This is a genomic window from Streptomyces sp. AK02-01A, from assembly GCF_033795305.1.
Lineage (GTDB): Bacteria > Actinomycetota > Actinomycetes > Streptomycetales > Streptomycetaceae > Streptomyces.
On the sequence record NZ_JARBAE010000005.1, the window covers coordinates 115023 to 137306 of the forward strand.

Annotated in this window: 23 protein-coding genes and 3 pseudogenes; 11 read left to right on the plus strand and 15 right to left on the minus strand. The window is 68.8% G+C overall.

Annotation, left to right across the window (positions count from 1 at the left end):
* Positions 1 to 175: 175 nt before the first annotated feature.
* Positions 176 to 1123 carry a pseudouridine synthase gene (locus PV679_RS07835; protein WP_319679333.1) on the plus strand — a complete coding sequence of 316 codons (948 nt, stop codon included), beginning with the start codon at positions 176 to 178 and terminating at the stop codon, positions 1121 to 1123.
* Here the strand turns inward: PV679_RS07835 and PV679_RS07840 are convergent.
* The 3 genes from PV679_RS07840 to PV679_RS07850 form a co-directional block, all read right to left on the minus strand.
* Positions 1117 to 1746 carry an MBL fold metallo-hydrolase gene (locus PV679_RS07840; RefSeq protein ID WP_319679334.1) on the minus strand — a complete coding sequence of 210 codons (630 nt, stop codon included), beginning with the start codon at positions 1744 to 1746 and terminating at the stop codon, positions 1117 to 1119. The two genes, PV679_RS07835 and PV679_RS07840, sit on opposite strands and share 7 nt — an antisense overlap.
* Positions 1746 to 2831, minus strand: coding sequence for an S-(hydroxymethyl)mycothiol dehydrogenase (locus PV679_RS07845; RefSeq protein WP_319679335.1), 1086 nt, complete (start codon positions 2829 to 2831; stop codon positions 1746 to 1748). The genes PV679_RS07840 and PV679_RS07845 overlap by 1 nt, the downstream gene beginning before the upstream one ends.
* Positions 2832 to 2952: 121 nt before the next feature.
* Entirely contained in the window at positions 2953 to 3654 is a 702-nt protein-coding gene (locus PV679_RS07850) for a FadR/GntR family transcriptional regulator (RefSeq protein ID WP_319679336.1), read from the minus strand.
* 130 nt (positions 3655 to 3784) lie between these two features.
* On the opposite strand from PV679_RS07850, the gene PV679_RS07855 reads away from it, so the two are divergent.
* Together PV679_RS07855 and PV679_RS07860 are read left to right on the plus strand one after the other, a co-directional pair.
* The gene (locus tag PV679_RS07855; protein WP_319679337.1) at positions 3785 to 4294 is read left to right on the plus strand and encodes a gluconokinase; all 510 of its coding nucleotides are present in this window, start codon (positions 3785 to 3787) and stop codon (positions 4292 to 4294) included.
* Positions 4295 to 4305: 11 nt separating this feature from the next.
* Positions 4306 to 5703, plus strand: coding sequence for a gluconate:H+ symporter (locus PV679_RS07860; protein WP_319679338.1), 1398 nt, complete (start codon positions 4306 to 4308; stop codon positions 5701 to 5703).
* Between the two features lie 58 nt (positions 5704 to 5761).
* On the opposite strand, the gene PV679_RS07865 is transcribed toward PV679_RS07860, so the two are convergent.
* From PV679_RS07865 to PV679_RS07880, 4 genes are all read right to left on the minus strand, one after another.
* Complete coding sequence (locus tag PV679_RS07865; protein WP_319679339.1) at positions 5762 to 6424, minus strand: cytochrome b/b6 domain-containing protein; 663 nt, start codon at positions 6422 to 6424, stop codon at positions 5762 to 5764.
* On the minus strand, positions 6366 to 7031 hold the full coding sequence (locus PV679_RS07870) for a molybdopterin-dependent oxidoreductase (protein WP_319679455.1): 666 nt from the start codon (positions 7029 to 7031) through the stop codon (positions 6366 to 6368). Before PV679_RS07870 ends, PV679_RS07865 begins: the two co-directional genes overlap by 59 nt.
* 158 nt (positions 7032 to 7189) lie before the next feature.
* Positions 7190 to 8725, minus strand: a complete 1536-nt coding sequence (locus tag PV679_RS07875; RefSeq protein ID WP_319679340.1) for an APC family permease — start codon at positions 8723 to 8725, stop codon at positions 7190 to 7192.
* An 81-nt stretch (positions 8726 to 8806) separates the two neighbouring features.
* The gene (locus PV679_RS07880) at positions 8807 to 9766 is read right to left on the minus strand and encodes a hypothetical protein (protein WP_319679341.1); all 960 of its coding nucleotides are present in this window, start codon (positions 9764 to 9766) and stop codon (positions 8807 to 8809) included.
* Positions 9767 to 9980: 214 nt separating this feature from the next.
* On the opposite strand from PV679_RS07880, the gene PV679_RS07885 reads away from it, so the two are divergent.
* On the plus strand, positions 9981 to 10403 hold the full coding sequence (locus tag PV679_RS07885) for an ASCH domain-containing protein (protein WP_319679342.1): 423 nt from the start codon (positions 9981 to 9983) through the stop codon (positions 10401 to 10403).
* Positions 10404 to 10554: 151 nt separating this feature from the next.
* Here the strand turns inward: PV679_RS07885 and PV679_RS07890 are convergent, their stop codons facing one another.
* Positions 10555 to 11019 carry a hypothetical protein gene (locus PV679_RS07890; RefSeq protein ID WP_319679343.1) on the minus strand — a complete coding sequence of 155 codons (465 nt, stop codon included), beginning with the start codon at positions 11017 to 11019 and terminating at the stop codon, positions 10555 to 10557.
* A gap of 58 nt (positions 11020 to 11077) precedes the next feature.
* Here PV679_RS07890 and PV679_RS07895 point away from each other — a divergent pair.
* Positions 11078 to 11417: pseudogene (locus PV679_RS07895) on the plus strand (tyrosine-type recombinase/integrase); the annotation flags it as partial.
* 317 nt (positions 11418 to 11734) lie between these two features.
* A pseudogene (locus PV679_RS07900) lies at positions 11735 to 12128 on the plus strand (tyrosine-type recombinase/integrase); the annotation flags it as partial.
* A gap of 105 nt (positions 12129 to 12233) precedes the next feature.
* On the opposite strand, the gene PV679_RS07905 reads toward PV679_RS07900, so the two are convergent.
* The 6 genes and pseudogenes from PV679_RS07905 to PV679_RS07930 all read right to left on the minus strand — a co-directional run bounded on the left by PV679_RS07905 (position 12234) and on the right by PV679_RS07930 (position 17306).
* A complete protein-coding gene (locus PV679_RS07905) occupies positions 12234 to 12764 on the minus strand; it encodes a hypothetical protein (protein ID WP_319679344.1) in 531 nt (176 codons plus the stop codon).
* A 574-nt stretch (positions 12765 to 13338) separates the two neighbouring features.
* Positions 13339 to 13554: pseudogene (locus PV679_RS07910) on the minus strand (helix-turn-helix domain-containing protein); the annotation flags it as partial.
* 35 nt (positions 13555 to 13589) lie between these two features.
* The gene (locus PV679_RS07915) at positions 13590 to 13928 is read right to left on the minus strand and encodes a helix-turn-helix transcriptional regulator (RefSeq protein ID WP_319679345.1); all 339 of its coding nucleotides are present in this window, start codon (positions 13926 to 13928) and stop codon (positions 13590 to 13592) included.
* Positions 13925 to 14308 (minus strand): type II toxin-antitoxin system RelE/ParE family toxin, encoded by a 384-nt coding sequence (locus tag PV679_RS07920; protein WP_319679346.1) that lies wholly within the window; start codon positions 14306 to 14308, stop codon positions 13925 to 13927. Before PV679_RS07920 ends, PV679_RS07915 begins: the two co-directional genes overlap by 4 nt.
* A gap of 636 nt (positions 14309 to 14944) precedes the next feature.
* Positions 14945 to 15622, minus strand: coding sequence for an RHS repeat-associated core domain-containing protein (locus PV679_RS07925; RefSeq protein WP_319679347.1), 678 nt, complete (start codon positions 15620 to 15622; stop codon positions 14945 to 14947).
* 28 nt (positions 15623 to 15650) lie between these two features.
* Complete coding sequence (locus PV679_RS07930) at positions 15651 to 17306, minus strand: FAD-binding dehydrogenase (RefSeq protein ID WP_319679348.1); 1656 nt, start codon at positions 17304 to 17306, stop codon at positions 15651 to 15653.
* Positions 17307 to 17434: 128 nt separating this feature from the next.
* On the opposite strand from PV679_RS07930, the gene PV679_RS07935 reads away from it, so the two are divergent.
* From PV679_RS07935 to PV679_RS07950, 4 genes are all read left to right on the plus strand, one after another.
* Positions 17435 to 17947, plus strand: coding sequence for an NUDIX domain-containing protein (locus PV679_RS07935; protein WP_319679349.1), 513 nt, complete (start codon positions 17435 to 17437; stop codon positions 17945 to 17947).
* A 10-nt stretch (positions 17948 to 17957) separates the two neighbouring features.
* The gene (locus PV679_RS07940; protein WP_319679350.1) at positions 17958 to 18350 is read left to right on the plus strand and encodes a YidH family protein; all 393 of its coding nucleotides are present in this window, start codon (positions 17958 to 17960) and stop codon (positions 18348 to 18350) included.
* Positions 18347 to 18721, plus strand: coding sequence for a DUF202 domain-containing protein (locus PV679_RS07945; RefSeq protein ID WP_319679351.1), 375 nt, complete (start codon positions 18347 to 18349; stop codon positions 18719 to 18721). The genes PV679_RS07940 and PV679_RS07945 overlap by 4 nt, the downstream gene beginning before the upstream one ends.
* Before the next feature lie 132 nt (positions 18722 to 18853).
* Complete coding sequence (locus PV679_RS07950; protein WP_319679352.1) at positions 18854 to 19765, plus strand: MBL fold metallo-hydrolase; 912 nt, start codon at positions 18854 to 18856, stop codon at positions 19763 to 19765.
* A gap of 31 nt (positions 19766 to 19796) precedes the next feature.
* On the opposite strand, the gene PV679_RS07955 is transcribed toward PV679_RS07950, so the two are convergent.
* On the minus strand, positions 19797 to 21101 hold the full coding sequence (locus tag PV679_RS07955) for a glucarate dehydratase family protein (protein WP_319679353.1): 1305 nt from the start codon (positions 21099 to 21101) through the stop codon (positions 19797 to 19799).
* A 157-nt stretch (positions 21102 to 21258) separates the two neighbouring features.
* Here PV679_RS07955 and PV679_RS07960 point away from each other — a divergent pair, with 157 nt between their 5' ends.
* The gene (locus PV679_RS07960) at positions 21259 to 22281 is read left to right on the plus strand and encodes a phosphotransferase family protein (protein ID WP_319679354.1); all 1023 of its coding nucleotides are present in this window, start codon (positions 21259 to 21261) and stop codon (positions 22279 to 22281) included.
* The last annotated feature ends 3 nt before the right edge of the window (positions 22282 to 22284 follow it).

The window sequence follows — 22284 nt, forward strand, 5'->3', positions numbered from 1 at the left end:
GACCGACCGGCACCGGAGGCGCTCTCATACCGGTCCGCGCTGCCGAGTGGCGGCCGAATGGACGCCGCCGACCCGGGCCGGACGGGGCCTGCCCCGGCGGTGCGGATCCGGCCGGTAGACTCGCCGGACTTGACGCCCGGTGAGCCGGAGAAGACCGGAAAAGATACGGGGACCCGTGGGACGCAGACACCGAACCCCGCCGGCCTCGCCGCTCCCGCAGCGGGACGGGATCGATCCGGTGCGTCTGCGGCTGCCGGCGGATCCCGATGGCGTATGGCCGACGGTGCGCGATCATCTCGTGGCGCGGTTCGGCTCGGCGATCGGCGTCGAGCGGGTCGAGGCGATGTTCCGGGAGGGACGGTTCGTCGGGACGGACGGGCCGGTCGTCGCGGACGAGCCGTACACCTCCGGGCGGTATCTCTGGTTTCACCGGGACTTCGCCGTCGAGGAGCGGGTGCCGTTCGAGATCGGGATCGTCCACCGGGACGAGCGGATCGTGGTCGCCGACAAGCCTCATTTCCTGGCCACCACACCGCGCGGGTCGCATATCACCGAGACCGCGCTGGCCCGGCTGCGGCGCGATCTGGGACTGCCGGAGCTCCAGCCCGCGCACCGCCTTGACCGGCTGACGGCGGGACTCGCGCTCTTTGTCGTACGGGCCGGTGACCGCGGCGCGTATCAGACGCTCTTCCGGGACCGGCGGGTGCGCAAGGAGTACGAGGCGGTGGCCGCGTACGATCCCGGAGTCCCGCTGCCGGTCACGGTGCGCAGCCGGATCGAGAAGGATCCCGGCGTGATGGCCGCCCGCGAGGTGCCGGGCGAGCCGAACAGCGAGAGCCGTGTCGAACTGGTCGAGCGGCGAGGCGGCTTCGGCCGGTACCGGCTGCTGCCCGCCACCGGCCGTACCCATCAGCTTCGTGTCCATATGAGCGGCCTGGGCCTGCCGCTGGTCGACGACCCCGTCTATCCGGTCGTCCTGCCTGCCGGACCCGAGGACTACTCCCGGCCGCTCCAACTGCTGGCGAAGGTGCTGGAGTTCACCGATCCGGTGACGGGCGAGCCGTTCCGCTTCGAGAGCCGGCTGCGGCTCGCCCGGTGGCCGGAGCGGCCGGTTCCTCAGTGACCCCGGGCGAGCCACTCCGCCAGATGGGGTGCCTCGGCGCCGATGGTGGTCGTGTCGCCGTGGCCCGTACGCACCACGGTCTCCGGCGGCAGGACGAGCAGCCGGTCACGGATGGAGTCGATGATCGTCGGGAAGTCCGAGAAGGACCGACCGGTGGCGCCCGGGCCGCCCTGGAAGAGCGTGTCGCCGGTGAAGACCGTGGCCAGCCCGGGAGCGTGGAGACAGACCGCGCCCGGTGCGTGTCCGGGCGTGTGCAGGACCGTCAGCGTGGTGCCGGCGACCGTGAGCGTGGCGCCGTCGGTCAGCTCACCGTCCGGGATCTGCTCCGGATAGGTCTGTTTCCAGAGCGGGATGTCGGCCGGGTGCAGCAGGACGGGCGCGCCGGTCGAGGCGGCGAGGGCCGGAGCGGCGTCGATGTGGTCGTTGTGCGCGTGGGTGCAGACGATGGCGCGCAGGGTACGGCCGCCGAGCGCGGCTTCGATCGCCTCGGCGTCATGGGCGGCGTCGATGACGATCGCCTCGGAGTCGTCGCCGACGATCCAGACGTTGTTGTCGACGTCCCAGGTGCCGCCGTCGAGCGAGAACGTTCCCGAGGTGACGAGATGGTCGATACGAGCGCTCATCAGAACACCACGACCGAGCGCAGGACATCACCCTCGTGCATCCGGGCGAAGGCCTTCTCCACATCGCCGAGGCCGATGGTCTCGGTGACGAAGGCGGACAGGTCGATACGGCCCTGCTGATGGAGGTCGACGAGCATCGGGAAGTCGCGGGACGGCAGACAGTCGCCGTACCAGGAGGACTTGAGGGAGCCGCCGCGGCCGAAGACGTCGAGCAGCGGCAGTTCGAGCTTCATCTCGGGAGTGGGAACACCGACCAGGACGACGGTCCCGGCCAGATCGCGGGCGTAGAAGGCCTGCTGGTACGTCTCCGGACGGCCGACCGCCTCGATGACGACATCCGCGCCGAACCCTCCGGTCAGTTCGCGGATCGCCTCGACCGGGTCGGTGGAGCGGGAGTTGACGGTGTGGGTGGCGCCCATCGCCCTGGCCGTCTCCAGCTTGCGGTCGTCGATGTCGACGGCGATGATCCGGGCCGCGCCCGCGAGCCGTGCGCCGACGACGGCCGCGTCACCGACGCCGCCGCAGCCGATGACCGCGACGGAGTCGCCGCGGCCGACCTGGCCGGTGTTGATCGCCGCGCCGATGCCGGCCATCACACCGCAGCCGAGCAGGCCCGCCACGGCCGGCGAGACATTCGGGTCGACCTTGGTGCACTGGCCCGCGGCGACCAGGGTCTTCTCGGCGAAGGCGCCGATGCCGAGCGCCGGAGAGAGCTCCGTGCCGTCGGTCAGCGTCATCTTCTGCCGCGCGTTGTGGGTGTTGAAGCAGTACCAGGGCCTGCCGCGCAGACAGGCCCGGCAGGTGCCGCACACGGCACGCCAGTTGAGAATGACGAAGTCGCCCGGCGCGACCTCGGTGACACCCTCGCCGACCGACTCCACCACGCCCGCGGCCTCATGGCCGAGGAGGAAGGGAAAGTCGTCGTTGATCCCGCCCTGCTTGTAGTGCAGATCGGTGTGGCAGACGCCGCACGCCTGCACCTTCACCACGGCCTCGCCGGGGCCGGGGTCGGGTACGACGATCGTCTCGACCCGCACCGGCTCGTTCTTGCCGGGAGCGATGACCCCTCGCACCTGCTGCGCCATGCCAGGACCTGCCTTTCCTCACACCTCGTACGGTTCGTCGACCACCACTATCCCGTGCCGGAGCGCCGTCGAGTGACGGGGCGTGCGTGTACGGGAGCACGGAGCGGATGCGGCGGGCCCGTCAGGGAGCCAGCACGTCCAGTTCCTGGAGGGCGCCGACGGCGATCTCCCGGGTCAGTTCCTCGGCCCGGACCGCGTCGCCCTCCCGGACGGCCTCGGCGACCCCGACATGCAGGGTCACGGCGGCCGGATCCGGATCGTCGAACATCACCTGATGGTGCGTCCGGCCGGTGAGGATCTCGGCGACCACATCGCCGAGCCGGGCGAACATCTCGTTGCCCGACGCGTTCAGCACCACCCGGTGAAAGGCGATGTCGTGGACCAGATACTCCTCCAGCCTGCGGCCCCGTGAGGTGGCCACCATCCCGAGTGCCCGCTCGGTGAGTGCGGCGCACTGCTCGGGCGTGGCGTGGCGGGCGGCGAGACCCGCGGCGACCGGTTCGACGGCGGACCTCAGCACGGTCAGTGAGCGGAGCTGCCGGGGCCGGTCGGTGCCGGCGAGGCGCCAGCGGATGACCCGGGGATCGTAGACGTTCCACTCCTCGGTGGGCCGTACGGTCACGCCCACCCGGCGCCGGGACTCGACGAGATGCATGGATTCGAGGACGCGGACCACCTCGCGGACCACGGTGCGCGAGACGTCGAAGCGCTGAGCCACCTCGTCGGTCCGTACAACGCTGCCCTGCGGGTATTCGCCCGCGGTGATGGCGAGACCGAGGGTGTCCAGCACACGGGTATGCAGGCCCCGGCCTTCTGTGGTCATGGGGCCAGCCTACGGTGCGTGGATCACGGCTAAAAAGTACGACGTTTTCATCACAGTGTCTTGAATAAGTCGTACCTAATGCGTTTCAGTAGCGCGACGGACCGATGTCGACGAAGACAGCGAGGCAGCAATGAGCACCCCCCACGTCGTTGTGGTGATGGGCGTGGCAGGCACCGGCAAGACCACGGTCGGCCCCCTGCTCGCCGCCGCGATGGGCGTCCCGTACGCCGAGGGCGACGACTTCCACCCGCCGGAGAACATCGCCAAGATGTCCGCCGGCACACCGCTCGGCGACGAAGACCGCTGGCCCTGGCTGGACGCCATCGGCACCTGGGCGCACGGCCGGGCCGGGCTCGGCGGGGTGGTGAGCAGCTCCGCGCTGAAGCGCGTCTATCGCGACCGGCTGCGGGCCGCCGCGCCCGACGCCGTCTTCCTCCATCTCACCGGCGACCGGGCGCTCATCGAGCGGCGGATGTCGGAGCGCAAGGGGCACTTCATGCCGACCACACTGCTGGACTCGCAGTACGCCGCGCTGGAGAACCTCGGGGCCGACGAAGCGGGTGTCGCCGTCGATGTGTCCGGCACCCCGGAAGAAATCACCGAACGGGCCGTCGCCGCGCTGCGCCGGCTCAAGAACTGAAGGAAGTCTCCGTGAGCAGTCTCAGCGTCGAGACGCTGGCAGCGGACGCCGCCGAACCGATCACCTCGGCGGCCAACGCGCAACTGGGCATAGCGGTCCTCGCCGGCATCGCCGTCATCGTCATCCTCATCACTGTCTTCAAACTGCACGCCTTTCTGGCGCTGACCATCGGTTCACTGGCGCTCGGTGCCTTCGCCGGCGCCCCGCTGGACAAGGTCATCACCAGCTTCTCCGCCGGTCTTGGCTCCACGGTCGCGGGCGTCGGCGTGCTCATCGCGCTCGGTGCGATCCTGGGCAAGCTGCTCGCCGATTCCGGCGGAGCGGACCAGATCGTCGACACGATTCTCGCGAAGGCGAGCGGACGGGCCATGCCCTGGGCGATGGTGCTGATCGCCTCGGTCATCGGTCTGCCTCTCTTCTTCGAGGTCGGCATCGTGCTGCTGATCCCGGTGGTGCTGCTGGTCGCCAAGCGCGGCAACTACTCCCTGATGCGGATCGGCATCCCCGCACTGGCCGGCCTCTCCGTGATGCACGGCCTGATCCCGCCGCACCCGGGACCGCTGGTCGCGATCGACGCCATCGGCGCGAACCTCGGCATCACGCTGGCGCTGGGTGTGGTCGTCGCCATTCCGACCGTGATCATCGCCGGGCCGCTGTTCTCCCGCTACGCCGCGCGCTGGGTCGACATCCCGGCTCCCGACCGGATGATCCCGCAGCGCGCCTCGGAGGATCTGGAGAAGCGTCCGAGCTTCGGCGCGACCATCGCGACCGTGCTGCTGCCCGTCGTGCTGATGCTGGTCAAGGCGCTCGTGGACATCGTCGTCGACGATCCGGAGAACACTCTTCAGCGGGTCACCGACGTCATCGGCTCGCCGCTGATCGCGCTGCTCGCCGCCGTACTCGTCGGCATCTTCACCCTCGGCCGCGCGGCCGGGTTCACCAAGGGACGGATCTCCTCGACCGTCGAGAAGTCCCTCGCTCCGATCGCCAGTGTGCTGCTGATCGTCGCCGCGGGCGGCGGCTTCAAGCAGACGCTGATCGACGCCGGTGTGGGCCAGATGATCCTCGACATCTCCAAGGACTGGTCGATCCCGGCCCTGCTGCTGGCCTGGCTGATCGCCGTCGCGATCCGGCTGGCCACCGGCTCGGCGACCGTGGCGACCATCTCCGCGGCGGGCCTGGCGGCGCCGCTGGCCGCGGACATGTCCACCACGCACACCGCGCTGCTGGTCCTGGCGATCGGTGCCGGCTCACTCTTCTTCAGCCATGTCAACGACGCCGGGTTCTGGCTGGTGAAGGAGTACTTCGGAATGAATGTCGGCCAGACGATCAAGACCTGGTCCGTGATGGAGACGATCATCTCCGTGGTCGGCCTCGGCTTTGTCCTGCTGCTCTCGCTGATCCTGTAGCGACCGCCGCGCGGCACGGCGCCGCACGGCCGGGCGGGTCAGGGCCGGGCGGGGCGGGTCAGTCCTCCTTCCACAAGGAGTGCTCCCGCTCCGCCCACCCGCGTTCCACCGATCCGGTGCGCATCCCGCGCCGCGCCTGCGGATCGCCGTACGCCATCCCGATGTGTCCGATGAGCACGATGCCGATGGCGAGGGCCAGCCAGTCGTGCACAAAGGTGGCGCTCGTACGCCACAGAAGCGGACCGAACCCGGTGAACCACATCAGCAGACCCGTGCCGAGCATCACCAGCACGGCGCCCGCGATCCACGCCGCGTAGACCTTCTGCCCGGCGTTGAACTTCCCGGCCGGCCGGGAGCCGGGCCGGGCGTCGCGCCGCCGTACGGCGCGCAGCCACTCGCGGTCGTGCGGCAGGAAGCGGTTCAGCCGGCGCAGATCCGCGCGGAACGCCCGGGAGCCCAGACCGAGCAGGACGGGCACCGGCAGCAGCAGTCCCGACCACTCGTGAACGGTGACGACGAGATAGCGGCGGCCGACGAGTTCGGCGAGCTGCGGTACGTACAGACAGGCCGCGCTCACCACACACACCAGCATCAGCACGCCGGTGGTGCGGTGCACCCAGCGCTCGGCGCGGCTGAAGCGCCGCCGTGTGGGGTCGGTGGGCTCAGACGGTGGGGGTGTCACTGCGTCCGTTGGACCGGCCGACCCAGCCGTCGACGTCATAACCGCGCTCCTCCCAGTAGCCGGGCTGAACGTCGGAGGTGACGGAGATCCCGGAGAGCCATTTCGCCGACTTGTAGAAGTACATCGGCGCCACATAGAGCCTGGCCGGGCCGCCGTGCGAGTGCCCGATGGGCTTGTCCTGCATCTTCAGCGCCACCATGACGTCGTCCCGGCGGGCCTGCTGGAGCGTGAGGCTCTCGCTGTACGCGCCGTCGAAGCAGGTGAAGCGGATCGCCTTGGCCCCGGCGCGTACTCCCGCGGCGTCGAGGAGCTGTGAGAGCCGTACGCCTTCGAACGGAGTGCCCGGGACGCGCCAGCCGGTGACGCACTGGACGTCGTGGACGATCCGGGTCTGCGGGAGCCTCCGCAGCGCGTCGAGGGTGTATGTGGCGGGCCGGTCGACCAGGCCGTCGATCTTCAGCCGGTAGTTGTCCGGGCCTTTGCGGGGCACGGACGCCGTGACCGAGTAGTAGCGGAAGCCGCCGCCGTTGGGCAGCAGTCCGGTCAGGCCCGTCGGGTCCTGGTCGGCGGCCGAACCGAGGAACGCTTCGAGGCCGCGCTGGAGATAGGGCGCCGTGACGAGTCCGGCGGCGCCGAGGCCGAGCATGGAGAGCACCACACGGCGCCCGACCGGCGTGCCTTCGGGCGTCGCGCCCTCGGGCTCACGCTGTTGAGGGTTCACCTACTGATTCGAACACCCGCGGCCTCCAGAAGCCAGGGGCCGCGGGTGTTCGTCAGACTTTCGTCAGATTCGCCACATCGTCGTCAGACGGCGGCCGTCTCCGACTCGGCGGCCTTTTCGAGCTGGAACGCCTCGTTGCCGAGCCCGATGCGGGCGTGCACCTCCGGCTTGACCGAACGCAGCACCAGTCCGTAGACCACTCCACCGACCAGAGCGAGGACGATGATGCCGGGCAGTACCCAGTTCAGCGCGGAGCCGGGGCCGGCGCCGACGAGGACGTCGAAGTCCTTCACCGTGTAGACGGCGATCGCGATGAGCGCGATACCGGACAGGCCGGAGGCCACCAGCCGCGGCGCCTGCGGACCGCCTGCTCCACGGCGTACGAAGAAGGCGATGACGGCGAAAGCGGCCGCGGCCATCAGCAGGATGACCCCGAGCGCGCCGACGTTGCCCATCCAGGTGAACAGGTGCAGGACCGGCGCCGTGGGATCACCGGTCGGCTTGTCGTCGGTGAGGGCGAAAGCGAGGATGACGGCGACGGAGACCGCGGACTGGAGGACGGAGCCGGAGGCGGGTGCGCCGCTGGACTTGCTGGTCCGGCCGAAGGCGGCGGGCAGCAGACCTTCCCGTCCCATCGCGAAGGCGTAGCGCGCGACGACATTGTGGAAGCTGAGCAGCGCGGCGAACATACCGGTCACGAAGAGGACATGCAGAACGTCCGTGAACGTCGTACCAAGACGGCTCTCCGTGAGTCCGAAGAGGAGTCCGGGCCCCTGCTCCCCGGCCTCGGCGACCACGGAGTCCGGACCGGCGGCGACGGTCACCGCCCAGGCGCTGAAGGCCAGGAACAGCGCGGCGTAACCGACGGCCAGGAACATGACACGGGAGACGACGACATGGGGACGGCTGGTCTCCTCGGCGTAGACCGGAGCCTGTTCGAAGCCGACGAAGGCGGCGATGCAGAAGCAGAGAGCCGTTCCGAGACCGGCGCCCGCCAGGGTGTCCGGGTTGAACGCCTCCAGGGACAGGCCCTCCTTGCTCGGATCGGCGACAGCGGCGATGTCGAAGATCACGACCAGCAGACACTCGATGAGCAGCAGGACGCCGAGCACCTTGGCATTGAGGTCGATCTTGAGCCAGCCGAGAAGGCCGACGACCAGGGCGGCCGCCAGGGCCGGCACCCACCAGACGACGGTGATGTCGAGGTAGGTGGCGAAGAGTCCGGAGATCTCGAAGCCGAGGATGCCGTAGATGCCGACCTGCATGGCGCTGTACGCGACAAGAGCGACCAGCGAGGCACCGGCGCCCGCGGTGGGGCCGAGACCGCGCGCTATGTACGCGTAGAACGCACCCGCGTTGTGCACATGCCGGCTCATCTCCGCGTAGCCGAAGCTGAACAGCACCAGGACGACGCCGAGGATCACATAGAGCAGAGGCTGGCCGACGACTCCCATGACGCCGAAGACGGTGGGCATGACGCCGGCGACGACCAGCATCGGCGCGCTCGCGGCAAGCACGGACAGCAGGAGGCCCACCGTGCCGAGGCGGTTCGCGCGCAGTGCCCGTTCCTGCCCCTTGTAGGTATTGATCTCGCTCGTACTCGAACTGCCCGTCGACATGACAGGGGCTTCCTTTCGGGAATCGGTTGCGCGCATCGATAGGTGCGGTCTGGTGGGCGGTGCGAACCGGCGGACGAATGCTCAGCCGGAGCCGAGCGCTGCGTCGCGCGCGGCGAGAAAGGCTTTGTGGGGGTCGCGGTCCGGATATGACCAAGGGGCCCGGGTGATGTGCGGGCCGATCCGGTGGAACAGCGCGGCGGCTTCGGCGATCCGTCCGTCGTAGAACTGGGCGTGGGCCAGGAAGTTGAGATCGACGCGATTACGCGGATGCTCTTCGCTCTCCCACTCCAGCCACCAGTCGAAGGCCACCTTCAGCACCTGACGGGCGCGGCGCCCGGTCCAGTGCGCGGAGGCCGCCGGGTCCGCCGGCTCATGGCCCGCGGCGGCGAGGACCCGATAGCGCTCGGCGTGGGCCACCACGGGAAGGATCGCGAGCGGCGAGTCGGCGGGCGCCTGTTCGGCGGCCCAGGCCGCGAAGTCGTAGACCTCGTGGAGCGGATCCTGTCCCGCTTCGGCGTGCCGTTCGGCGAGCCGCGCGGCCATCAGATGATGCGCGTGGTGATGGTCCGGGTGGCGGGTCCTCACCTCGTCGAAGAGCTGCGAGGTCTCTTCGTCCGTGCCGAGCGTACGGGCCAGGAGCAGCAGCCCGAGCCAGGGCGTGGGGTCGGCGGGAGCCCGGCGTATCGCGTCGCGGCAGGTGTCCTGCGCCTGCTGTTCGCGTTCCTTGCCGCGCAGGGCGCCGAAGACGGTGGCGCAGGCGAGCAGGGTGGCCGCGTCGGGACTCTCCGGTTCGACGAGCAGCCAGTCGCGGGTCCAGGCGAGTGCGCCGGGGGCCTGAGCGAGGACGACGACACGGTGGCCGCGGCGGTCCCAGTCGTCGCCGGTATCCGCGAGCAGGGTGCGGGCCTCGGACCAGCGGCCTTGGGCGAGCTGGTCTCTTACAGCGCCGAGTTCGGCGTCATCGAGGGCCGGATCGAAGAACTGGTCGGATCGTGAACCACGTCTTCGCGAGCGGCCCAGGGGTGGCGGAGGCGGAGACATCCGCGAAATCCTCCAGGGCACGAATGAGCGATGATCGCGCACAGCCAATCGGTAGGCAAGGCTTCCCGTCAAGAGCTGACTTGTTACAAGATGCAGCCAACTGTCCAGACGGACGGCCGGGGTTGAGCCGTCCCGAGCCGCCGGAAGCCCGCGCGCGGCTGCTGCGCCGCAGCTCGGACGTGTTTCGGCCACCGTGACTCGTAAGGTGGCTCTCATGGAGAACCGCGAACCGCTGCCGCCGTTCCTGCTCGCCTTTCCCGGCCCGCCGCGGGACCGGCTGGTCGCCGCCGTCCTCGCCGCGGAGAAGGTCTCGACGACCGGACTGCTCGCGGAGTACGAGGCGGAGCGGGAGGAACTGCCGCCGGTCGGCGAGCGGTTGGCGCTGATCGACTCGGCCGGGTGCGAGGTCGCGGTGATCGAACTCACGGAGGTACGAGTGCTGCCGCTGGGCGAGGTGGACCTCCGGCACGCGCTGGACGAAGGCGAGGGCTATACGACGGTGGCGGGCTGGCGCGCGGCGCACGAGAGGTTCTGGCACAGCGAGGAGATGCGCGAGGCGCTGGGCGACCCGGAGTTCACGGTCCACGACGGGACGTTGGTCGTCGTGGAGAGGTTCCGGGTGGCGGAACGGCTGTAGGGGCCCCGGCGCGGGCGCGGCCGCTGACGAATCGTCAGCGACCGCCCCGGCCGCCGCCCGGCCCGGGCTCAGGGCTGTCCCGTACCGCACTCCGGGCAGCCGCGCGAACGCGTCGGCCGGCCCGGGTGCCGGGCGCTTACGCGTCGGAAGCTCAGCCGATGCGCGGCTCGAAGGCGGCGGCGTCACCGTGCCACTTCTTGTGGATCCACAGCTTCTCTCCGGCGATCTCGGTCTTGGCCCATGTGCCTGAAAGCTCCCCGATCCGCGTCCCCTTGGGGAGCCTGGCGACCACCGAGTTCGGCTTCACGGCGCCGAAGCGGCCGTAGGACAGGAGCAGAACGGCCCGGTCGGTGACGGCGACAACGCGACGGGTCGTCAGCGCGGCGGCCACGGCCGCGCCCAGCACACCGCCGAGGACGCCGCCGAAGAGCCCGAGATTGCCATCCGCTCCGGCGGCCATGGCCACCACGCGTACGAGCACCAGCCCGGCGACGAAGAACCCGACCTGGGCCCAGGGGTTGATACCGCCCTGCGCCAGATAGACGCGCCTGACCGTTTCGCCTTCCTCCAGGAAGCGACTCGATCTTTCAGAAATCACACCGGTGGTGACTGACACTTCGACCTTCTTCTCTCACAGGCATGGAACACGCAAAAGAACTCTTTGTATCACCTGCCTCCGCCGCATCCACTTCCACGACCTTCGGCATCCGCTCGCAACTCCGCTTCTGGAGCAGGGAGTCGAGCTCGTCGGCGTCAAGGAACCGCCGGAGGCACGCGCACAACGGCGTCACCGCCACCGTCTACGCCCATATCCGGCTCCGCCTCCAGCGCCAGGCGATCGACACTCTCCCCTATGTCGACGAATACAGCTCCAGCCATCCCCAATCACCGGGACATGTGCTCAGCTCGCGAAGAGAATACTTCAGACAATTCTGCAGAGTGGGTGCGTCTGTGCGAATCAATTCTCGTTCACCCAGCCCCGGCCCTGACATCACCATCGTCCAAGGCTTATGACCTGTTTGCATACGCTCGTGATCAACCTTGAGGATAACGGTGACGCCAGCTCTCCCCAACTGATCCATGAGTAGCTCGACGTCCATCATCACCGCTCCCACCAGTATCATCGCGACATCGAGGCGATCCGCGCCTACGTCCATGCCGTGACCTGTCTTTCCCGGATAGCAACTCTGGATCTGACATTCCACAGGTCGTCCAGAGTTGGCCCACTGAAGATTGAATCTTCCGGGCCTCAAGCTCATCTTCACCGAGCTCGTTCAGGTACAGAATTTACTCATCCTCAAGTTCGCGGCTCCACGCCACCTGGACATACCTCACGCCAGTTCCCCCACCACAAACAGCAGCACGAGCGCGACGAGGCAGCCGCCACGTGGAGGACAACGGGCGCGTGTTCGCAAATGAGCGGAGCAGACCGATCAACCCGACCAGCCTCACCCGCATCTTTACCACGCTCCTCCGCAAGGCCGGCATCCGCCGCATCCGCTTCCACGACCTCAGACACTCCACCGCCACACTGCTCCTGGAACAAGGCGTCGAACTCGTCGTGATCAAAGAACTCCTCGGCCACGCCCACATCGGCGTCACCGCGACCGTCTACGCACACGTCCGACTCCGCTCCAACGCCAAGCCATCGACAGCCTGGGCGGGGTCCTCAGAACAGCCGACGACGACCCCGACGACTCATCCGCCGCAGCAGCCGTCCGCTGACGTTGCCGTCACCGTTGCCGTCAAACTCAAGAAGCCCCGCCGGAATGAAATCCGGCGGGGCTTCTGGCTTACGCCAGGGATATTCCGCCAGTCAGGCGGCACAGGCTAGTCAAACCGATATTTGATCCAGCCTGTTCCGCCTATGGGAACCACTCCTACTTCCGCAAGCTGTTTGGCCTTTTCGGTGTAGTAATGACTGGCCACCCGCGATTGAGCACCCGACATGGTGTTCTCCGCCCATGCTCCCTTACACATAGACTTCCTCGCACGCTCCCGCAACCTTTTCCAGACTTTCACGAGTGTCGCGTCATCGGTCATAGCGGCGAGGAACGACTCTTTGAGAATGTCGTCTGACTGCTCACCAAGGGTGATAAACAGGGAATCCGGATTCTTCTGCGCATAATCGCGAGATGAAGTGGCACTCAGATCGACAGGAGAAGGATTCAGGGAAATGCGATCAACGTCGCTGTTTCCGCTTGACATTCCGCTGACTTCCCCCACCCCACCTACCTGTTGCAACTCGTAGGTGGGGAAGAAGCGCTCCTCAACTAGGAGCATCCCCGACTCGCGGGCCCACTCCCAAACCATCACGTAGATCTCTCGGCGATCACCATGGAACTGAAGCGTTACTTTCATTGCGACCCGCTAGGCGACGAAGTGCATTTCGATCCCGCTGCCTTCAAGATCCTGTAGCGCTTCCGCTTCTCGCTTGATGGGGGGCACCAGATCGCATCGTCTGTTTTCCAACATTGATCCCATACATAATGCCATCTGGCCTTTGCACTAGAACATCGAGGCGACGGGAACCCTTGAATCCCCCGGGCGTAGCAAACTCCCTTTCAGGCAAGCTGCCACCTCCCGCAATCACCTGGCCATCCGCTACCTGGTCACCAACCTCGGAGATCTTCAAGTTATGCGGCCCCGTACCTGCTGGCTTGGGCCCCCGCATCATTGCGGGCTTACCACCGTTAGCACAGTCGCATATCGACCTATGCCAGAAACGGATCCGCCACAGTTATGCATCAGGACCGGCGTGGCCCCCGCCAGCACATAGTACGTGTGCAGGCCAGGCCGCTCCTACCTGCAAGTTTGCTGGTCAGCGGGCGATTTGACAGTCACCGGATGTTCGTGCTTGTGTGCTGGTGTTATCGTCACTACTGCCGTCAGTGGTCTACACCGCCTGGGGAATTCCAGGAATTCCGAATGCGCGTCAAGCGGCTTCGTCGTGCGGGGTGAGGCTGATGGTCAGGTCTGCGCCGAGAGACTGAGCCAGGCGGCGCAGGAGGGGAAGCGTGGGCACGGTCCCACCGCCTTCGAAGCGGGAGATCTGCGGCTGCTTCATCCCGCACCGCTCGGCCAGCTCGGCCTGAGACAGCCCGAGCTCGATGCGCCGGTCGTGGACAAGTTGCCCGAGCTCACGGGCGAGCGCGGAAGGCGGCTCCTGCATGGTTCCTCCCCGCCTCAGGCCGCTGGGGCGACGATGGAGACGGTGGGCTCGTCTCCGCCGGCGAGGTGTACGTCCACCGTGAGGTCCAATGCGCGGGCCAGGCGCATGATGACTGCGATGGGCGGCAGCTCGGTGGCCGTCTCGATGCCTTCGATGTCATCGACGCCGACGTGCATGCGATCGGCGAGGTCGGCCTCGCTCAGGCCCAGCTGCTTACGCCGGTCGTAGACGGCCTTGCCCAACGTCATGGCGAGGCCGGCCTCTTCGTAAACCCGGTCGTACTCGGGGTCAGCGTCCAGGTGTTCGCCCAGCAGCTGGCGGTGGCGACGGGTCCTCCATTCGCTGTGGTTCATCGGTTCTCCTTGAGGTCGCGGCTGTAGAGGTCGTGCTCGGCGGCGGCTTCATGCTCTGCCTCGCACAATCGCTGTGCGGCGTGAGCGCGGTCCACTTCGGCCTGCTCGCGCATCTTGGTCTTGCGGAACACGGTGAGCAGCACGACACGTCGGCCGGGCGCCAGCCAGTAGGTGATCCGCTGATGGGCATCGCCCAGGCGGAAGCGCAGCTCGCGGAGCTTGCCGCCCAGGTGGCGAGAGTGCGGTTCGTCGAGCGTGGTGGGCTGCTCGGCGAGCAGGTCGGCGACGCGTTCGGCCTGCTTGTAGTGATGGGCGGGAATGTTCTCCAGCCACAGCCGCACCTCCGGCTCGATCTCGATCGAGTACCGCCCGCTGTCCATAGCACCGATGATATATGGCACGGGGTGCGAGAGCGCGACTTCGCAGTTCAGGTTGTGTGCCGTCGCCACGACCGCAGCCGCTCCAGCGTCGCACACCCCCGGTACGCCCCCCTTCGTCCTGCTGCCACGGCGCCGCCCGCAAACCATCGGCAACCTGCCGAGGCGGCGCAGGGTCGGCTTCTTTCGGCAGGATCGGGCCCGAGCGGGAGAGGCAGCGCACGGCCGGGCTGGTGAGTCGCCCAGTCTGGCGGCGCGGGGCCAGGGCGGGAGGAGTCGGCCCCCGACGGGCGGCCGGGAGCTTCGCCCCCGCCGGAGGCAACACCGACCACCGCCCTCGGCGAGTCCGGCGGCGGGCGTGAGGGTCGGCCCCCTGGTCGGCCATGTGCCTGCGATCCGGCCGTAGGACGGTCGTGGGCGACAACTTGCTCCGCCAGGAGCCCGGTTCCGGTCATCCCGGCAATCTGGCCGGTTGCCGCTCTCGCAGTCCTGGACCGTTCCCTTGCCGGGGCGGCTGGCCTCCCGAGCGAACGGCGGGCTTGTCGGCGACGACGGTCAGCCAATGCGGGTGGGGCCCGCCTTGAACCTCGTAGAGAAAATCTGAACGCACCGCCCTGACCAGCGTCCCGGCACGGCGGGTCAGTGGCCCCGCCCGCCGGATCCGGACGATGTCGGATGATTGCAGAGCTCGGGATTGACGTCGCAGATGGTGCGGCCGGTCGGGTCGCTCAGTGTGACCGGATTGTTTTTGGCATACGCGTAGCCGTTGAGGCTCAGCGGATCACCGATGTCGAGTACCGGGTCGGCCGCAATGAACCGGCCCGTGGAGGCGTCGTATTCGCGGGCACCAAGATGGGTCAGATCGCTCCCGTTGTCGTCCCCGCCTCCGACATAGCCACGGTGCGAGAGCCACGTTCCGGAGCCACTGCCGCGTTCGACGCCGAACGGGTCGGTCTTCTGCCGCTGGACAGTCTGTCCCGCGGCAAGATTGACACTGGCGACAGCGGTGCCGTGCTGGTCCGTGACCATCGCGACCAGAGTGGTGGCCGCCGAACCCCGGCTGGAATGACGCAGCACGGCGGGAGCGCCGGCGAGGCCGTAGTAGCGCCGGCAGTACGCGACGGCCCCGTTGGCGTCGGCGCTCAGCTCGGTCTCGTCCAGGTAGAGCGTGCGGGAGCCCGCCGTAGAAGCGATCAGACGGTTGCCTGCCGCGTCGTACACATACGACGTCCCGTCGGCGAGCGCCCTCTTCTGGTCGGAGGCGCCCGTGGTGCACACCTTCTCGACCTTGCCGACCTTTGGCTGACCGACCGTCACCGGCCCGCCGAGGCGCGCGGCGGGCCGGTCAGCCGACCGCCCCGGCCGCCGCCCGGCCCGCCGCGCGGCCCGAGAAGATACAGCCGCCCAGGAACGTGCCCTCCAGGGAGCGGTAGCCGTGCATGCCGCCGCCGCCGAAGCCGGCCGCCTCGCCCGCCGCGTACACCCCGGGCAGCGGGTCGCCGGCCTCGGTGAGGACGCGGGAGGACAGGTCGGTCTCCAGGCCGCCGAGCGACTTGCGGGTGAGGATGTTCAGCCGTACGGCGATCAGCGGGCCGGCCGCGGGGTCGAGGACGCGATGCGGGGCGACGGTGCGGATCAGCCTGTCGCCCAGATACTTCCTGGCTCCTCTGATCGCCGTGACCTGGAGGTCCTTGGTGAAGGGATTGGCTGTCTCCCGGTCGCGCGCGGTGATTTCACGGCGCAGCGCGGCCTCGTCGATCAGCGGCTCCTCGGTGAGCGCGTTCATTCCGCGTACGAGCGCGCCCAGGTCCTTCTCGACGACGAAGTCCACGCCCTTGTCCATGAACGCCTTGACCGGTCCCGGTACGTCGGCGCGCGCCCTGGCGATCACATCGCGGACCGACTTTCCCGTCAGATCCGGGTTCTGCTCGGAGCCCGAGAGAGCGAACTCCTTGCCGATGATGCGCTGGTCGAGAACGAACCAGGTGTGGTCGTAGCCGGTTCTCATGATGTGTTCCAGCGTCCCGAGCGTGTCGAAGCCCGGGAAGAGCGGCACCGGCAGCCGCCGGCCGCGCGCGTCGAGCCAGAGCGAGGACGGGCCCGGCAGGATACGGATGCCATGGCCGGTCCAGATGGGCTTCCAGTTCTCGATGCCCTCGGTGTAGTGCCACATCCGGTCCCGGTTGATGTGGTGGGCACCGGCCGCCTCGGTGATGCCGAGCATCAGACCGTCGACATGCGCGGGCACTCCCGTGAGCATCTTGCGCGGCGGAGCGCCGAGCCGCTCGGGCCACTGGGCGCGCACCAGATCGTGATTGCCTCCGATGCCGCCGGAGGTGACGATCACGGCCTGCGCCCGGAGTTCGAAGGCTCCGGTGACCGCCCTGCTGCTCGCGGTGCCGCGTTCGGCGGCGCTCGGCCGCAGTATCTCGCCGCTGACGGTGTCGACGGCGCCGGCGGAGTTGCCGAGACCGGTGACCCGGTGCCGGAACCGCAACGACACGAGGCCCTTGGCGACACCTTCGCGCACCCGCCGTTCGAACGGTGCGACGACTCCCGGCCCGGTGCCCCAGGTGATGTGGAAGCGCGGCACGGAATTGCCGTGGCCGGTGGCGTCGTATCCGCCGCGCTCCGCCCAGCCCACCACCGGGAAGAAGCGCATGCCCTGCCGGTGCAGCCAGGCGCGCTTCTCGCCCGCCGCGAAGTCGACGTACGCCTCGGCCCATTCACGCGGCCAGTGGTCCTCGGGCCGGTCGAAGCCCGCCGTGCCGAGCCAGTCCTGAAGGGCCAGTTCCCGGCTGTCCTTGACACGCAGACGGCGCTGCTCCGGCGAGTCCACGAAGAAGAGCCCGCCGAAGGACCAGTGCGCCTGTCCGCCGAACGACTGCTCGGGCTCCTGGTCGAGGAGGATGACGGAGCGTCCCGCGTCGGCCAGTTCGGCGGTGGCGACCAGGCCGGAAAGGCCCGCCCCGATCACGATCACATCAGCGTCGTACGCCATGGGCTTCCGTCCTTCACCGGGCGAGTGCGTGGTCCGATCTTCGGTACGCGCGAGTAACGAGTCAACAGTCCCGCGCCAAGCGCTGTCCGGTAATCCCCGGCGGGCCACGGCCTGATTGGATGGCGGACATGAGTGCGGCAGACGAGATCCTGGACATCGTCGACGAGAACGACCGTGTGGTCGGACAGGCGCCACGCGGGGAGGTCTACGCGCGAGGCCTGCGCCATCGCTGTGTCTTCATCCTCGCGCGCGACGCCGAGGACCGGGTCTTCGTCCATCGCAGGACCGCCGTCAAGCTGGTCTTTCCTTCTCTGTACGACATGTTCGTGGGCGGTGTCGTCGGCGCGGGCGAGAGCTATGACGAGGCGGCGCTGCGGGAGGCGGAGGAGGAGCTCGGAGTGTCCGGGCTGCCTCGGCCCGTACCGCTCTTCCCGTTCCTGTACGAGTCGCCGGACGGCGCGCGGAGCTGGTGGTCGTATGTGTACGAGGTCCGCTGCGCGCTGCCGGTGAACCCGCAGCCGGAGGAGGTCGCCTGGCATGCCTTTCTGCCGGTGGCGGAGCTGGAGCGGCGGCTCGGCGCGTGGGAGTGGGTGCCGGACGGACTCGCGGCGTACGAGCGGCTGAAAGCGTTCCATGCGTAGGCTGCGAGTGGTGACCGACTTTGTGCGCACGCTGCGGCTGTGGCTCGCGCCGCAGCGCGTCGGCGACGAGGGCCAGACGCCTGACTACCGGTTCTCGCTGGCCAATGAGCGCACCTTTCTGGCGTGGATCCGGACCGCGCTCGCGCTGGTCGGAGGCGGCTTCGCGGTCGACCAGTTCCTGCCGGATCTGCGCTGGGGTGTACGGGTCGGTCTCGCGGTGGCGCTGCTCGCGGCCGGAGCGCTGTGCGCGCTGCGCGCGGTCAACCACTGGGTGCGCTGCGAGCGTGCGATGCGGCGCGGCGAGAATCTGCCGGTGTCCCGTTTCCCGGCGCTGCTGAGTCTGTTGGTGGGGCTGGTCGCGGTGGCGATGCTGGTGGTCGTGGTGCTGGGCCGGGCCGGGTGACGGCCGCGGCGGGCCGGGACCCGGACCACGAGGGAGGTCCGCGCGCCGAGGAGGACGCGGACGCGGGCCACTCGCGCGATCCCGGGCTCCAGCCCGAGCGGACCTGGCTGGCCTGGCGGCGTACGACGCTTTCGTTGACCGTGGTGACCCTGCTCGCCGCCCGGCAGGCGGTGCATACGGGAGGCACGGCGGCCGGAGTGGTCGCGTGCGCTCTGAGCGCTCTGGTCTGGCTGGGCTTTCTGGCCGTGGCGCAGCGGCGCGCGCTGGCGCTGGCCGCCGTCAGGCCCCGGCCGCTGTCGCCGCGTGCGGCGGCGGCCACGGCGGGCTGCACCGTCCTGCTGGCCCTGTTCGCGGTCGCCGTCCTGGTGTGATCACGCGGAGGCCGGCCCGCTCCGTGGCGCGGGCCGCGCGAGCGCCCGGCTCACTGGACCCCGCCTTTGCCCGGACCGCGGCCAACTGGCAGGCTCGGGATCAACATCCTGCCTTGACCAGGGAGAATCCCGATGCCTGCCATGGATCCTTACACCGTCCGGCTCTCACCTGAGGTCCATGCCTATGTTCAGCCGGACGGTGGCTGGTGTCTGAACAACGCCGGATTCATCAGTGACGGAGAGTCGACGCTGCTTGTCGACACCACGGCGACCGAGCGGCGGACCCGGCTGCTGCGCGAGGCGATCGTGGCGTCCGGTGTGCCGCTGCCGCGCACTCTGGTCAATACGCATCACCACGGCGATCACACCTATGGCAACAGCGTGTTCGTGCCGGAGGCCACCGTGATCGGCCATGACGCCTGCCGCAGTGAGCAGTTCGCGGCGGGCCGTCAGCTCCATCTGGTGTGGCCCGGCACCGACTTCGGTGATATCCGGATCACCGCTCCGACCCTCACGTACAACGACCGTCTCACGCTGCATGTCGGTGCGATCGAGGTACGGGTCATCCATCCCGGTGCGGCGCACACCATCGGCGACTCGATCGTGCATCTGCCGGAGAGCGGCATCGTCTTCACCGGCGATCTGATCTTCGAGGGCGGTACGCCGTTCGTTCCGATGGGCTCGCTGGCCGGTTCGCTGCGGGCGCTGGAGCTGCTGCGCTCGCTGGACGCGACCACCGTCGTGCCGGGCCACGGACCGATCACCGACCCGTCGGCGTACGACACGACGGAGAGCTATCTGCGGTATGTCACCGAGGTGGCCAGGGAGGGCCACGCCGAGGGCCTCACTCCGCTGGAGGCCGCGCGCCGGGCCGATCTCGGCGAGTTCGCGAAGCTGCGTGAGAGCGAGCGGCTGGTGGCCAATCTGCACCGTGCGTACGCCGAGCTGGACGGAGAGCCGGACGGCTCGCCGCTGGACGCCACCGCCGTGTTCACCGACATGGCGGTGATGAACGGCGGCGTGCCCGTGGCCTGTCACGCCTGACACCGACTCATACGGCGGTGTGTCAGGTCGCTCACCAGCGCGGGATCGACGGCGTCGTCCAGGCCGGGTCGGCCTTCCGCATCGCGGCGGCGTCGTCGCGCTCGCGCATCGCGCCGTCGTCGTCGAGCCAGCGCCGGTGCAGTACGGCGAGTTTCTCCCGGTCGAGTTCGACCCCGAGTCCCGGCGCGTCGGACACGTCGAGCCGCCCGTCCCGGAAGATGTGCCGGGCGGTGATGACGTCCTCGGTCTGCCACGGATAGTGGCTGTCGCAGGCGTAGTCGAGGTTCGGGACGGTCGCGGCGACCTGGGTCATCGCGGCCAGGCTGATGCCGAGGTGGGTGTTGGAGTGCATGGACAGTCCGACGCCGAAGGCGCGGCAGACCGCGGCGAGTTCACGCGTCCGGTGCAGTCCGCCCCAGTAGTGGTGGTCCGAGAGCACCACCTGGACGGCGTCACGGGAGAACGCCTCCGCGATCTCCGGGACGGTGGTCACACACATATTGGTGGCCAGTGGCACGGACGTACCGGCGGACACCTCCGCCATCAGCTCCGTGCCGCTCGCCGGGTCCTCCAGATATTCGAGGACATCGGCCAGTTCGTCGGCGACACGCAGGGAGGTCGGCACGGACCAGGCGCCATTGGGATCGAGCCGCAGCGGCCGGCCCGGGAACGCCTCCGCGAGTGCCCGGACCGCGGCGATCTCCTGCTCGGGCTCGAACACGCCGCCCTTGAGCTTGAACGACGAGAAGCCGTGGTCGCGGACGAAGCGCCGGGCCTGGGCGACGATGCCGGCCGGGTCGAGGGCCGCGTCCCAGTCGTCCTTCTCGCCGGTGTCCGGGTGCTCGGCCCAGCGGTAGAAGAGATAGGCGCTGTACTCCACCGAGTCGCGGACCTTGCCGCCGAGCAGCGCGTGCACCGGCAGGCCGAGTGTCCTGCCGAGCGCGTCCAGACAGGCGACCTCGAAGCCGGAGACGACGGAGAGACGGAGCTTGTCGGCGGTCTGCACGCCGCGCAGCCCGCCCGCGTCCACGCGACTCGCGTCGGCCCGTTCGTCCGGGCCGCGTGAGTCGCCGCACACCTCGCTCGCGAGAGCGAACAGTCCGTTCACATCGCTGACCGGCCGGCCCGGCAGCGCCTCGGCGAGCGGACGGGCGAGATCCAGGTACTTCCCGTCGCCGTATGTCTCACCGATGCCGGTGACGCCACCACGCGTGACGACTTCCACGATGAGCCGTGGCGTGTACGGCTGGTGGACGCCCTGCGTGTTGAGCAGCGGCGGATCGGCTATGAGGATCGGAGTGAGCCTGACCTCGTCGATAAGCAGCGCGGTATTCATACGTGAACTCTATTCAGCGATACGGCCGTGACACCAGTGGCCCCACCGGACCGGCACGGACGCTCCCTGGCGGCGCGGAGGGAGACTGGACGGCATACCGACTGGTCGGCATCATGAACACCGACCGGCTGTACGGCCACTGATGGAGGTACGCACGATGAGCCCAGTCCCGCCGCCAGGACTCGATCCCGAGCGGCTGCGCGGCCATCTCGACCGCGCGTGCCCCGGCCTGGTGAGCGGACCGCTCGACGCGCGTCTGATCGAGGGCGGCCGGTCGAATCTGACGTACTCCGTCAGCGACGGCGCACGGCGCTGGGTGGTCCGCAGGCCACCGCTGGGTCATGTGCTGGCCACCGCCCATGACATGAGGCGGGAGTACCGCGTGATCAAGGCGCTGCATCCGACGGCCGTGCCGGTCCCGGAGCCGCTGCTGCTCTGCGAGGACGAGAGCGTCCTCGGCGCTCCGTTCTATGTCATGGAGTATGTGGCGGGCACGCCGTACCGTACGGCCGAGCAGCTCGCGCCGCTCGGTCCCGGCCGCACTCGCGCCGCCGTCCTGGCACTCCTCGACACGCTTGTCGAGCTGCACGCGGTCGACCCGGCGGAGGTCGGCCTGGGCGACTTCGGCCGTCCGGACGGTTTTCTGGACCGGCAGCTCCGCCGCTGGAGCAAGCAGCTCGACGCCTCACGCGATCGTGAGCTGGCCGGTATCGACGAGCTGCACACGGGCCTGGCGCGTTCGCTGCCGGTCTCGCCCGCACCCACCGTGATCCATGGTGACTACCGGCTCGACAATGTCCTGATCGGCGAGGACGACCGGATCAAGGCGGTGCTCGACTGGGAGATGTCCACTCTCGGTGATCCGCTGACGGATCTGGGGCTGCTGGTGATGTACAGCGCGCGGCTGGAGCTGACGGCTTCTCCGGTCAGCACGACGGCGGGCGCGGCGGGCCATCCGGCGCCCGGCGAACTGATCGAGCGGTACGCGGCCCGCTCGGGCCGGGACACCACCGCCATCTCCTGGTACACGGCGTTCGCCTGGTTCAAGCTCGCCGTGATCCTGGAGGGCATCCACTACCGCTTCACTCTCGGCCAGACCGTCGGTCCCGGCTTCGACCGGATCGGCGATCTCGTTCCCGTCTTCATCCGGCACGGCCTCACCACCCTCCAGGAAGGCTGAGTA